General features: G+C 47.7%; 10 protein-coding genes. 8 read left to right on the top strand and 2 right to left on the bottom strand.

Annotated features, from left to right (window positions below; genetic code table 11):
- Positions 1-8 precede the first annotated feature (8 nt).
- The 4 genes from ABDB91_RS12160 (at position 9) to ABDB91_RS12145 (ending at position 6,878) form a co-directional block, all read left to right on the top strand.
- The gene (locus ABDB91_RS12160) at positions 9-5,111 is read left to right on the top strand and encodes an RHS repeat-associated core domain-containing protein (RefSeq protein ID WP_347487982.1); all 5,103 of its coding nucleotides are present in this window, start codon (positions 9-11) and stop codon (positions 5,109-5,111) included.
- Positions 5,112-5,127: 16 nt separating this feature from the next.
- Positions 5,128-5,481 carry a DUF2019 domain-containing protein gene (locus ABDB91_RS12155; RefSeq protein WP_347487981.1) on the top strand — a complete coding sequence of 118 codons (354 nt, stop codon included), beginning with the start codon at positions 5,128-5,130 and terminating at the stop codon, positions 5,479-5,481.
- 289 nt (positions 5,482-5,770) lie between these two features.
- Positions 5,771-5,986 carry a hypothetical protein gene (locus tag ABDB91_RS12150; RefSeq protein ID WP_347487980.1) on the top strand — a complete coding sequence of 72 codons (216 nt, stop codon included), beginning with the start codon at positions 5,771-5,773 and terminating at the stop codon, positions 5,984-5,986.
- Between the two features lie 70 nt (positions 5,987-6,056).
- Complete coding sequence (locus ABDB91_RS12145; RefSeq protein WP_347487979.1) at positions 6,057-6,878, top strand: hypothetical protein; 822 nt, start codon at positions 6,057-6,059, stop codon at positions 6,876-6,878.
- A 934-nt stretch (positions 6,879-7,812) separates the two neighbouring features.
- Here ABDB91_RS12145 and ABDB91_RS12140 read toward each other — a convergent pair.
- Positions 7,813-7,965 (bottom strand): peptidase, encoded by a 153-nt coding sequence (locus tag ABDB91_RS12140; RefSeq protein WP_347487978.1) that lies wholly within the window; start codon positions 7,963-7,965, stop codon positions 7,813-7,815.
- Between the two features lie 194 nt (positions 7,966-8,159).
- Here ABDB91_RS12140 and ABDB91_RS12135 point away from each other — a divergent pair, with 194 nt between their 5' ends.
- From ABDB91_RS12135 to pyrF, 3 genes are all read left to right on the top strand, one after another.
- A complete protein-coding gene (locus tag ABDB91_RS12135; protein ID WP_347487977.1) occupies positions 8,160-9,020 on the top strand; it encodes a dihydroorotate dehydrogenase electron transfer subunit in 861 nt (286 codons plus the stop codon).
- On the top strand, positions 9,011-9,940 hold the full coding sequence (locus ABDB91_RS12130; protein ID WP_347491595.1) for a dihydroorotate dehydrogenase: 930 nt from the start codon (positions 9,011-9,013) through the stop codon (positions 9,938-9,940). Before ABDB91_RS12135 ends, ABDB91_RS12130 begins: the two co-directional genes overlap by 10 nt.
- Before the next feature lie 192 nt (positions 9,941-10,132).
- Positions 10,133-10,843, top strand: coding sequence for an orotidine-5'-phosphate decarboxylase (gene pyrF, locus ABDB91_RS12125; protein WP_347487976.1), 711 nt, complete (start codon positions 10,133-10,135; stop codon positions 10,841-10,843).
- A gap of 212 nt (positions 10,844-11,055) precedes the next feature.
- Here the strand turns inward: pyrF and ABDB91_RS12120 are convergent, their stop codons facing one another.
- Entirely contained in the window at positions 11,056-12,420 is a 1,365-nt protein-coding gene (locus ABDB91_RS12120; RefSeq protein ID WP_347487975.1) for an S-layer homology domain-containing protein, read from the bottom strand.
- 460 nt (positions 12,421-12,880) lie between these two features.
- On the opposite strand from ABDB91_RS12120, the gene ABDB91_RS12115 reads away from it, so the two are divergent.
- Positions 12,881-13,435 (top strand): sigma factor-like helix-turn-helix DNA-binding protein, encoded by a 555-nt coding sequence (locus tag ABDB91_RS12115; RefSeq protein ID WP_347487974.1) that lies wholly within the window; start codon positions 12,881-12,883, stop codon positions 13,433-13,435.
- The last annotated feature ends 2 nt before the right edge of the window (positions 13,436-13,437 follow it).

Here is a 13,437-nt window from a genome sequence, read left to right as displayed (position 1 = left end):
GGGTTAATTTGACCAATCAATTAATTTTAAAATATATAAGAACCATTCTACTTAGCATGCTAATTTTCATGGTTCCCATTAAAGCAGCATACGCCGATGTAAATATTGAGCAATTGCAAGGAGTTATTAACGGGCTGATAACACCGCAACAAGTTAACGAAGTAAAAAAGCAAGCAATGGCGGACCGTAATGAAACAAAAGAAATTATTGACCCGATGACCGGTTCGTTGACCATTAAAGAAACGGATATAAGCTTGCCCGGCAAGGACGGATTGGATCTCTCCATTGCGCGCATCTACAACTCTTCCCAGGCTGAAATTGGAACCAAACGAGTAAGCGTAACATCAACGACCGGCTATGGGGTAGACTACGATTATTATTTTTATGTGGATATTTTAACCTATAATTTAACCTCCGGCAAATGGTGGACTAAAACAAGCGGTCCCTATAGCAATAATTTTGCAGCTATTGCCGAAGGGGAACGCTGGCTAAACGATACGTCTGATCCGTATAACATTTATTATAGCTATACACTTTATTACGATCTGATACAAACTTATTGCACCTACTATACCGTTACCACCAGTAATTACCCTGACAAGTATAATTATCTGAGATCCAGATATGATTTGGGGGCCGGTTGGTCGCTGGCGTTTCCGTCCGTGGAAATCGAAGACAATAACGGAATAAAGGAACTATTCTTCCATGATGGAACAGGAGCCGTCTACCGGGCTCACATTACCCTGGATACAACGGACAGCAACCTGGAGAACTACCAGGGCAAAGACGTTGAGTTTATTGAAGACGACAACAATTCCTACAGCAACGGTCAAGTATCTTCCAAATATATCTTTATCGGCTCAGACCGGCGAGAAACATATTTTGCCTCAGACGGCAGACTAATCGGAGTCAAAGACCGGTTTGGCAATGAGATCAGATTCACCCATATCAACCGCGCAATAAATGGCGACAATTATCCATTTATTGCACAAATTATAGACAGTATCGGCAGAACCATTAATTTCACATATGAAAACACCATTGAAAACAGCACGTCCGAAAAAATCTTCGTTACGGTACAGGACCCGTTCAATAGTAAAAGCCTGTCTATTCAATATAATAAGGCAGGGATAGATATTATTCATGACGGTAATTTAGCCTGGCGCGACGTCAGACTCAGCGGTTACACAGACCCGGAAGGATTCCAAACCAGCTATGCCTATGATTTTCTCGAAACAAAATTTTTATATAATAGCAAAAACTTATCCGGAGCCACGGCCTCTACACACGTTGCTTGGCTAAGCAATATATGGTATCCGCACCTAAAAAGCACATATGTTAATCAAGAGCTGGTACTGCGAAACCTGGGCCCTGATGGCGCCTATCAAGGGTACCGGGTGGGATCGCGATACGATCAAGAATACTGCTACGATCCTACTACCCAAACGTTATATGTGCCCGAAAACAGCTATATTAACCGGATTAATTATCAATATGTTAACGATTATACCGGATATCCGGATTATGACATGGATGAAGAATTACCCGAAAGCTACCGATTTAGCTCCGAAGCCACCGTTGCTGATACCGGTCTAAAAAGCAAAACTGTGTTTAACGGAAAAAAACAGCAAATTAACACGGAAATAACTGCAAACAACGGAGAAAAGAAAATCATCTCCCATCAATCTTTCGATGCGAATTTTAAATTTAAACCGACAAGAACGGAAATTGCCGAGTACTCCAGCGGGGGAACTGCCAATAAACTCTATATCGACCAAATATATAACGAATGGGGCGGGCTAAGTAGCGAAACCAAACCCCTGACCCTGGAGCAGCTGAACAACACTTCGGTTAAGGCTTTATACACCACCACTTATCAGTATCACCCGACATATAAAGCCCTGACGGAAAGGAAATGGTACCAAAACAATTCAACCAGGTTAATGGAACAGTACGCTTATGACAGCCTGGGGAGAATTGAGACCGCAACCAACCCGAAAGGTGAAACCACCAATTACGCATATGCCAATACCGCTGGCGGAGAACAAGTAACCATCACCAAAGGTCTGGAAAACGGCAAGACAGCCAGGACAATCAAAATATACGGGCCCGAAACCAATTATGCCTACCCCACTATCATCAAAGAATATTACACCGGTGCAAACGGAAGCAGCAAAGAAACAAAAACAACCAAAACCTATGCCTTGCTGTTGGGGCTGCTTGAAACCGAAACAGACAACGATGGCAACACCACCACCTATACCTACGACAATCTGGCCCGGATAACATCCGTTAAATTACCGAATTACACTACTGTTGATGGAGACGAGTTTGAAGTAGAACAGAACTTTGAATACTATAATGGCACTACCAATAGCTTTGACGCCTTTAACCAGAACCTGTATACCACAGCGGTATTCTCCTATACTTACTATAAAGATCCGGCCACCGGGGAGGAATACTATTATGATGCACGTCACAGCTTCTACGATGGATTCGGCAACCTGCGCCTTCAGACATTGTGGGTATCGGAGGTATGGGTGCCACAAAGCCAGTACCATTTCGATAGCCTGGCCCGCCCCAACTACTTTGTAGACGCCGAAGGGAACAGCAGCACCTATGCCTATAACCCATGGGGAGAACACTATATCACAGTAGACCCCTTTGGCAACACCTACCGGACCGACTATGACTTGATCGCACGGAAATATACCGACTATTTCATAGCCAACGGCGCCGGCAGCAAACAAAACGTAATAGAAACCAATCTGGACCAATGGGGAGAGGTAACAGCACAGCGTGCTTTCGAAACCTGGCCCAATACGACGGGAGCCATCTCGGAAAGCTACACCTACGACATTGCGGGTAATGTGCGCACCTATACCAACCCCAACGGAGATACAACAACATACACCTATGATCAACTCGACCGGCTATATCAAATAACCGACCCGTTAAACCAGACCACGGAATACGCATATACCGTCCTGGACGAACTAAAAAGCGTCAAACAAACCGACGGAACCAAGACATGGACTACCGCCAGAGAATACGACGAACTGGCTAGGCTAACCAAGAAGATCACCCCAACCTCTCTGGCGGAACAATACGTACCCAACGGCCTGGGGCTGCTGGAACAAAGAAAGGATCCCAACCAAAACACATTCCGCTACACCTACGACGCCCAAAAGCGCGAGATCACCAAAAGCGGCCCGGCATTATCCTTTGCCTATACCTACTACAACCCGCTGGGCGTCTCGTGGATTGAACAGTTTAACAACGTCGGCTTAATTCGCCTGCAGGGTTTTGGCTACAACGCCAAAGGACAAATAAGCTATTCCATACTCTACAACGAAATATACGCACACGAAACCGCATACGTCTATGACAAAGCAGGCAAGCAAATCGGCGTCCAAGACCCTTTTTCACACGTCACCCAATACGGATACGACAAAAACCGTCCGGTGAGAGTGCAGACCAACGGCAGCGCCGCTATCAACACCTCGGACGAAGCAAACGCCAGATATGCATACTACCCAAACGGCACCCTGCGCAGTGTCACTTACCCGAAGCTGCAGGACGGGACTTACTTAAAAACCAGCTACTACTATAACGGTCTGAACCGTCTGACAAAGATAACCAACAGCAAAGGCGCCCAAGTGCTGTCGGAATACCAATATGCCTATGACAGCAACGGCAACATCACAGCAATAACCGATGCAGCGGGAACGACAAGCTATATTTACGACAAACTGGACCGTTTGAAAGAAATACGCCGCCCGGACGGCCAAACAATCAAATATACCTACGACGTACGCGGCAACCGCGCAACGGCCCAAAACAGCGCGGTAACCGTTAACCCGGAAGACACTGACTACACTTTTAACGAATGGAATCAACTGACCATGGTGCTGGCCGGAACCAACTCGTCGGCGGCGTTCCAATACGGCCCGACGGGCTTAAGGACCAAAAAAGTCACCATGTCGGAAACCATTCGTTATCACTACAACAACGCCGGCCAGGTCGTCGCCGAATCCGACGCCTCCAACAACCTGACCGCCAATTACGTCTGGGGACCCGACCGGCTGCTAATGAAAAAAGCAGCCGACGGCAACAAATACTACTACCTATACAACGGCCATGGCGATGTAATTCAAATAGCAGACACCGCCGGCAACATAGTCAACAACTATAGCTACGACGAATGGGGCAACATCCTCAGCCAGGTTGAGAACATCAGCAACTCATTCAAATACGCGGGAGAAATCTACGACCCGGAAACAGGATTCTATTACCTCCGGGCCAGATATTACGACCCGGTCACCGGCCGTTTCATCAACAAGGATCCCTATGAAGGAGACATAAGCAACCCCCTGACCCTGAACCTGTACACCTATGCCTACAACAACCCCATGCAATACATCGACCCCTCCGGCAACCTAGGCTTCAGGCAACTGGATAACCTGGGCAAAGGGGTGCTGGCATCCGGCTGGCAGGGTATTAAAGATATCATCAAGTCACCCGTGGCAATATATGAAATCGGCAGCGCCATTCGGTCCGGCAGATTATCCCTAACCGATTTAGGGAAAGCCATCGGCGCCTCCGCCACTGAACCGGTCAGTTACCTGACTAAACATTTTAAGCATGTCTGGTTCGGCAAACCGACGGACGAAGCAGTCTTCGAATACGGCAAATACCTGGGTAATTTGTTGGAGATGGCTTATAATAGTGGTGGCAAGGCACTCAGCATGATTTCCAAGGCTTCGCCTACTTTGAAGAGGGCTATTAAGGGCGCGGGGAAGACTGGTAAAGGCTTCAATACGTTTAATGATGTGAAGAAGTTTTTAGGTTCCCCTGGTGAAGGAAGGCAATGGCATCATATTGTTGAGCAGTCACAAATAAATAAATCAGGCTTTAGTCCAACGCAGATTCATAACACAAATAACCTTATTGCTGTTGATAAAGCTACACACGCGAAGATAAGCGGGTATTATTCCTCAAAACCTGAATTTGCTCACGGCAAGACAGTGAGGGATTGGCTTGCTGGAAAGAGCTATGAAGAACAGTATAAATTCGGACTAGATGTACTCAATAGATTTGGAGTTAAGTAGAAATGGAGGTTTTTCTGTGACAAAAAAGCTGGATGTCCAAGTATTAATTGATGACTTTGTCAAACATGCAGTGATTCAAGGTGAAGCGACATATGAAGGCGATTACAAAACGGGAAACAAAGCAAGTAATAAACTTTTTAAGATTAGTAAAATGATGGAACGGGAACGAGAAGTTGCCCAGCAAATGCTAGATGTTCTGTTGGAACACGATAATATCAGTGTAAGAATTTGGGCATCGGGAAAAGCATTGGATATCGGTTACAAATATGCGGAGGCAGTTGAAACGCTAAAAAAAATTGCAAAAATGTCTGAGGCAGGCATTCTTGGACTGAACGCTGAAATGTCTTTGAAAGTGAGAAAACTGTTGTAAAAGAAATAGGTGGATTGAAATTAAAAGCCATAGGGGTCAGCAATGACCCCTGTGTGTTTCTTGACAAATGCAGCAATCTGCATAGCATAATACCGCTTCTAACCCCATTGTCGCAAATCCGACCCCGATTAAAATCATTCCCGACTCGCGTTGCGGGGCGGTGAAAACTGCGCCGGGAAGCTCTGCGTCCCCGGCGCTTTAACCTTCACAGTTTTTGACCCCATGGTTCATCTTGTGATTGAGGGGATGAAACACATTTTGGGGCTGCATTTTACCCGACCGGCTGCTAATGAAAAAAGCAGCCGACGGCAACAAATACTACTACCTATACAACGGCCGCCGGGAAGAAATACCCGCAAAGAAGGTTGATAAAGCAGCCTTAAGACTTAATTTGTCACCGATCTACGGTTTGGAAAACGCTTACGGCTACGGAAGAGTCCTTGCGGTATGGCTCATTGAAAAAGCTGAAAGACGTGAAAGACATAAATCCATCCTTAGCCTATGACCAACGCAAAAGCCCTATTTCCAATCTTCACCGGGTAAGATATAATGGCATTAAAAGCAGGTGAAATAAAATGGACACCGAAATAGCCCGTAACAGCAACGACATCTTAATGAAATGCATGGCTGAAAACTTTAAAGACAAAACCCTGGCCTTCTTTGGGCTGCCGACAGCCAGGATAGTAGGACTATCACCCACCGCACTACCCGCCATAGAAGCCAGGGAAACCAGGACCGACACAGTCTTTCTGTTAGAGGACCAAACGTTGCTGCACCTGGAATTCCAGACCACGGTAAGCAAAAAAGACATGAAACGGTTCCTGCTATATGATGCCAGAATAACAAACCGGGAAAAGCAGGCGTGGATCATCAACACTGCCGTCGTATACTCGGGCAACATACAAGAGGCCCCTGAACTGCTGGACTGTGGTTCCATACTATACAGGGTAACCAACGTATACATGAAAGATTATGACGGTGACGCGGAATACAAAAGGTTGCAGCAAAAAATCGAGGCCGGTGAATCGCTGGATGATGAAGACCTGATAAAGCTGGTTTTTCTGCCCCTCATGAAAAGCAGGTCCCCAATAGAAGAACAAGCGGTTCAATCTCTGGAACTGGCCAGGCGGCTGAAAGACGAAAAGCAAAGAACTTTTGCCATGTCCGGCATAATAGTGGTGACCGATAAACATTTATCGGAAGAATATAAAAGGCATCTTCTGGAGGTGTTGAAAATGACCCAGATAGAACAGTGGATCAGGGAAGAAGGCAGGGAGGAAGGCAGGGAAGAAATAGCCAGAGCAGCGTTAAAAGAAGGCGCTGAAGTGGAATTCGTAGTTAAAATTACCGGATTGGACAAACAAACAGTCTTAAAGTTGAAAGAAAAATTAAACTAACGGGTTTTGCATTTCCAGGTCGCTAATGGAACCGCTGCTGTGAATGTTAAAAGGCTGTGCTCGTTCGACAGAGGATAAATTAATTTTGCAAACAAACGGCTGCAATAATTAAAACGGTTTTCATGGAGATCATGGTCGACCTTGCGAATTGGGCGGAGGAAGAAGCATACTTCAGCTATCCTACCGACATCTCCTGCGGCGGCGCGGAGAAAATTTCCACGCCGCCGTGCTTAATAGGGGGGTCATTGGTCTATATCCATTACAGTACCGATGAAAATGGGTAGGTTTATAATAAGTTGTTTTACGGCAGTAATTTACCAGCAGTTAAACGCCAGGGGGAGATGTTCCTTCCTAAATGGAGGATAGAAGAAATAGATGAAATAGCGTTTATTTGCTATCTCTGTGTATTAAATCCTGCATATTTTTTTAAATTTAAAATAAAACAGATCGACAGCAGGGAGTGCGTAGCACTCCCTGTGCGTTATTTGGATGGTTGGCTTTTCCGGCGGGGATGATTACTGTGCTGTTCTTTCTAAAACAGGTTAGATAAACTCGGCATTAACCTTTGTTTTGATGAAAGCCTGATTTAAAATTTTTTCTCCTTTTTTACCTTGTTTCCTGCATTATTAAAAAACCAGGGCAAAAAACCTGGCTTTACTTTTGGAACAGGTTAAGGGACCATATTAAGGAAGGCTCGGATTTCCCATCGGTAGCGCTGCAGGAATATGTCGCCGGGTGTTGAAATTTAAAAGTTTGAAAGGCTGAAAACCGCGTTCGATAACACCTAAAAAAATAAAGTTCGACGACGGTCAAAAGATGTGCGGGGATATTGGAAAGCTTAAGCCCCGGACGGGAATAAACATTCCGTGCGGGGTTTATCATAAACGGGCTGCTGCTCGTAAGTTAGTTTTTAGGGAAAATAAAAAGACCTGCTTTAAGCGCTTTTCCGTAAGGATTCAACCGCTTGCATCAGGTCCCGGTTCAGGTTGTTGAACCAATCTCTAAGTTCCAGGTTCTTTTCAGCCTTTTCATTGTTGGAACGGATCATTTGAGTTAACGCGCTGATAGCGTGCTCTTTATCCGACATTCGGCAGACCTCCTTTCAATATTAATATAACATAATACTGTTAATAGTTCATTAAATTAATATTAACTTTAAGGGATAATAAAGCTATTGATTTAATTTGAGCCAATAGTTTAGCAGGGTTGCTTTCATGTCATTGAACAATAAATTCTAAAATCTAAAATTATGGAGTATTATTCATAAGAGGTGATCGTTTTATGTCCCGTTTGGTGCAGGCAGAGATAACCGACTGTCGGGAACGGATACCCGGTGTTTGGGTCATGGAATTTTTGGCTCCGTCCCTGGCTCAGGCGGCCATGCCCGGGCAGTTTTTGCATATCCGCTGCGGGGAGGGCAGCGATCCGTTGCTGCGCCGTCCTATCAGCATTCATGCCGTGGACCGGCAGACCGGTCGGGTGAAAATAATGTTTCAGGTGGTCGGCAAGGGAACATCCCGGCTCGCCGGTCGTAAAAATGGCTTGATCGATATTATGGGCCCTCTTGGTCACGGCTTTACTATTTTCACTGGGGAGCGGGCAAAGTATGGCAATGTTGATACATTGTCTACACAGAATGATTCTGCTGTGGTTATGAATACGCCCGCGAATTTTATAGTGGTGGGTGGTGGTATTGGCGCCGCGCCGCTGTATTTTTTGCTGCAGGAAATGGCCCGGATGGGCCGCATTCGGCGGGTTAAGGTGCTGCTTGGCGCACGCTGTGCCGATCAATTGCTGATTTTTGATGCCGCTGAAGAATTGGGTTTCTCAATAAGGGTGGCTACGGACGACGGTTCGGTCGGGCGCCGGGGCCCGGTTACCGATTTGCTGGCGGAGGAACTAAGGCGGGAAGCGGGTTACGTTTATGCCTGCGGGCCTTCGCCCATGTTAAGGGCGCTATGTGCTATACTGCATGATGCCGGAGTGCCCGGTGAGGTGTCGCTGGAGGAGAGAATGGCCTGTGGCGTGGGTGCCTGCCTGTCCTGTGTTTGCCGGGTGAAGGATGCCGGTGGGTTGGAAACGTATCGGCATGCCTGTGTGGATGGCCCGGTCTTTCCGGCGGGGGAGGTGGTCTGGTGGTGAATATGACGGTTAACTTGGGCGGCGTTATTATGAAAAATCCTGTAACCACGGCTTCCGGGACATTCGGTTTCGGCTTGGAGTATCAGGCGTACGTTAATTTGCGGCGGCTGGGGGCGATAACTGTCAAGGGCACCACGCTTAAACCGCGCTTGGGTAACCCGCCGCCGCGCATTGTTGAAACACCTTCGGGCATGCTCAATGCAATTGGGCTCCAAAACCCGGGCGTGGAGCGGGTGGCGGAGGAAATCATGCCCCGGTTGGCCGGGCTGGGGGTGCCGGTGATAGTGAACATTGCCGGGGATACGGTTGAGGACTATGCGCGGGTGGCACATCGTTTGGACGGTGTCCCCGGGGTGGCGGGTCTGGAGGTTAATATATCCTGTCCCAACGTTAAAAAGGGTGGCATTCAGTTCGGCAGTGATCCCCGCACGGCGGCCGAGGTAACCCGTGCGGTCAAATCGGCTGCCGGTTTGCCCGTAATTGTTAAGTTGTCCCCCAATGTATCGGATATGGCGGCTATGGCTTATGCGGTGGCCGGGGCCGGTGCGGATGCTCTGTCCATGATTAATACCTTGCTGGGCATGTCCATTGATGTGGGCAGGCGTAAACCGGCGCTGGGCAATGTCACCGGCGGGCTTAGCGGCCCGGCAGTGCGTCCGGTGGCGGTGCGGGCGGTGTGGCAGGTGTACCGGGCGGTGGCTTTGCCCATACTGGGCATGGGGGGCATTATGACGGCCCGGGACGCCCTGGAATTTATCCTGGCCGGGGCCACGGCGGTAGCGGTGGGCACCGGTAATTTTGTCAACCCCCGTGCAACTTTGGATGTGCTGGAGGGTATTGAGCAATACATGGTTGAGCATGGCTTTACCGATATCAATGAACTGGTTGGATTGGCCCAGCGGTACACCGGGGATAATTAAAAGGCACGCCGGGGGCGTCTCGTTGATTTCCTCGAGTTCCCTCAATGAACTATACTTTACGCTGTGGTGCTAAGTAGATTTGGTATTGCTAAAAATAGACATAACCAATATTGTATGTGTAAAATATTTTGGTAACCTTTTAACCGGGCTTTCAGGGGTTTGCTTGTTGCAAAAATAAGGGGTGATATAAAGTTGTCTAAGGATAAATTAATCGTAGCTTTGGACGTGGACAGCCGGGAAAAGGCGCTTGCGCTGGTGGGCGAGCTGGCCGGGCAGGTGGGATTTTTTAAAGTGGGCATGGAACTGTTTTATGCGGCCGGGGCTGGTATTGTTCAAGAAATAGTAGCTGCGGGGGCGCAAGTTTTTCTGGACTTAAAACTGCATGATATACCGAACACCGTGGGGCGGGCCGCGAGAGTGCTGGTGCGCTCCGGGGCTTCCATTATCAATGTGCATGCCGCGGGGGGCGCTGCCATGCTGCGGGCCGCGGGCGCATCCGCCCGGGAGGAGGCCCGCCGGTTGGGTATGCCGGCCCCGCTGGTGGTGGCGGTGACCGTGCTCACCAGCATTGACCGGGAAACCTATCAACGGGAGATGGGTTTTGCCGGGGAGATTGCGGAGCGGGTACGCGCCTGGGCGCTGCTGGCCCGGGATTCGGGTTTGGACGGGGTGGTTTGCTCACCGCGGGAGATTGAGCTGGTGCGCAATGCCTGTGGTCCAAACTTCAAAATTATTACGCCCGGCATACGCCCTGCCGGAGCGCAGCTGGGCGATCAACGACGGGTAATGACCCCGGAAGAAGCCATCAATGCGGGTGCTACTCACCTGGTGGTGGGCCGCCCGGTGACCGGCGCCGCGGACCGGGCCGCCGCGGCAGCCGCCATTCTGAATGAAATAAGCTAATGGTACCGGGTGTCGTCGGCGCCACATCGGTGCCGCGTGTTGAAAGGTTGTAATCGGTGCCGGGTGTCGAGATGTTGAAAGTTGAATAACTAAATGTTAAGAGTGCGGTTACATTAATCAAATTCCAAGACTCCCACTTCCTTACTTCTATAAGTGGGAGTCCCTATTTTTACTTCAGGTGGGGTAGAATCCCCATCTGAAACTAGGTTTGTCTATTGTTCGGGTGTTGTTGGCACGGTTTCGCTGTCGGCATTGGGAGCAGGCAATGATATTTCCTCAGCGTTTAAGGCTTCTTTCGGCAGCACTATGTCCATTGAAGCATTGTAGTCACTGAATGTGAAATCATAACCAATACGCATGGTTTCAATAGGCATTGGCTGGTTCTGAAACTCGTTGGCGCAAGTAACTACGGAATAATTACTGGTGCTTAACGGTAAATATGTTTCTTTATCTACATACATGGTGCCAACGTAGGTAATTGATTCTAAAATTCCCTGGCTTTGTTCGAGGACTTGTTGTAATTGACCACCCAGTTGGCCAAAGGCGGCCATCATTTTGGTCAGATCTTTAATTTCTCCGTAATACGCCAGTTTATATGCATTCCGGTCGGCCAGTTTTTCCTCACCCAGATACCTGTAGTGGAACATATTTTTAATTTCATCAGGCAGAGGGTTGGCTTGCTGTTTTATTAACTCCATCATATTGGGTAATACATCGCTGGGAATTTTAGCCCAGGTAACTTTTTTTGTTTCCGGGTCAGGTATACCCATAAACATACCGTCATTGGTCATGTACTGTTCAATGGTGAGGGACTGCGGTGCTTGGTCTTCACCGGTCGGCAAAGAGGTTTCCGCAATCATATGCAGTCCCTTATCCATAACCAATTCAGTTTCCATACTTGCTTTGGCGCTTATGCTGGAAGGCATGTCTGCAATTTCCGTAGTCTCTCTCATATTCATTTGCATATCCATTTCCCCGGTCATGCGTATGCTGGTAATGTCTTTATTGGCTGCTTCCATTTTGTCGATGATCTCTTTGCACTGCTCCGCTGTGCCAAATACATGGATGAGCAGATCGGCACCGTCTTGCGGGGTCAAAACTTTTTGAGGATCCACCTGGTTTATCAGGTCTTCACTGACCATCCAGCTATAGTCATTAAATGCCCAGTGGTTGTTGGAAACGGCTAACTGGTCTATCTCCGGGGCCGCTATTTGGGGCAGACCCAGTGTTCTGGCAATTAATGCCACAGCCTCCGCTTGGGTGATGGGCCGGTCGGGCTTAACCGTATTGTCTGCGGAATTTCTTAAAATGTTTGCAGATATCAGTATCTGGATATCGTCGGCATACCAGGCGTCAGCTTTTACATCGCCGGGCAGCTGGGCCGCCTTGTCGGTTGGTTGTAAGCCGGCTGATTTAACCAGCATGGCACAGAATTCGGATCTGGTTAATACATCGCCCTGCTCCCCCGGCAATACATCCAGTAAATCCGTGCTGGTGGCGGCATAGGCGGCGGAACATAATGTAAATAACAATAGCACGGCTAAAACGGTTACCCGGCGCATTTTGTTAATGAACAAGAATAACAGCCTCCTTTATTGATTGATTGATAAGCGGAAAATCCACCTCCTTGGCGTTAAATTTTTAAAAATAATAACGTAATTATAACACATGCAAATTGTAATTAGTGACAGCATTATCTATGTAACTTTTTGGTAAATTTAACGGCGGCATCTTTTAATTATTTCTATAACGCAGGTCATTTTTTTATGGTTTGATGTGTTTAACTTATAGGATAGGTGATAGTTTGTTAGATCAGTGTATGCGACAGTGAGCTTGTCCGGCTAAAGCCGGACATCGAGGCTTCAGGGGGGAGAGTACACCCCATCTGAAGCAAATAGTGGAATTTCTACTTATGGGGAGTGGGAGTCGCAGGGATCAGATTAACAAATACCTCTTTGCTTAGAGTTATAGTGTGGGATGTTCAAATTTTAATAATCATAGGAGATTATATTGAAACAGTATGGGGGAGGAGTGGCCGTGTCGTGGACGAGCGGGGTTTTTAACACAGTCAAAAATCCCGATCAGATATTTAAAGTACTATACACTGTTGGCTACAGGTTAACAGGTAATCACAGGTTGACCGTCGAGCTTATCGGGGCGTCAATCAGCGAATTGAACCGGCAAAACCCACACGCCCAAAATCCGCCATTTAAAGATGTGGGTCAATTGCTAAGCGGTAGTAATCACATAGTTTTCGCTGCCATCCTTAAAACTCTATGCTTCACGTACGTAAATAAATTTACAGTGATGTACGGGCGGAATCATGCGACTGCTCATGCGGCAATTTATGAATTATCCCGTAACGGGTCGCAGATACAAGAGGCGTTGCTGTATCTGCAGCCCAAGGAAAGGCTGCTGGTGGTGCTGCGGGACATACTTGGTCTGAACTATGCTGAAATAGCCGACCTGACCGGGCTGGAAAAGAACGATGTGGTTTGCTTGCTTTCCGCGGGAAGATGGTCGTTAAGGAAATTATTAACCGCACCGGTTGTTGCAAGTAATTTGCCCAAACGAGCCGGGGCGGCGAAGTAATC

Origin of the sequence: Desulfoscipio sp. XC116 (assembly GCF_039851975.1) — a bacterium.
In the GTDB taxonomy this organism is placed as follows: domain Bacteria; phylum Bacillota; class Desulfotomaculia; order Desulfotomaculales; family Desulfallaceae; genus Sporotomaculum.
The sequence above is the reverse complement of the archived record's forward strand: the minus strand, read 5'-3'. Positions and strand labels throughout refer to the sequence as shown.

Excerpts from the sequence above, each read along its gene's own strand:
- ABDB91_RS12150 (WP_347487980.1), top strand. The coding sequence starts at position 5,771 with ATGAAAAAAGCAGCCGACGGCAACAAATACTACTACCTATACAACGGC.
- ABDB91_RS12145 (WP_347487979.1), top strand. The coding sequence starts at position 6,057 with ATGGACACCGAAATAGCCCGTAACAGCAACGACATCTTAATGAAATGC.
- ABDB91_RS12140 (WP_347487978.1), bottom strand. The coding sequence starts at position 7,965 with ATGTCGGATAAAGAGCACGCTATCAGCGCGTTAACTCAAATGATCCGT.
- ABDB91_RS12135 (WP_347487977.1), top strand. The coding sequence starts at position 8,160 with ATGTCCCGTTTGGTGCAGGCAGAGATAACCGACTGTCGGGAACGGATA.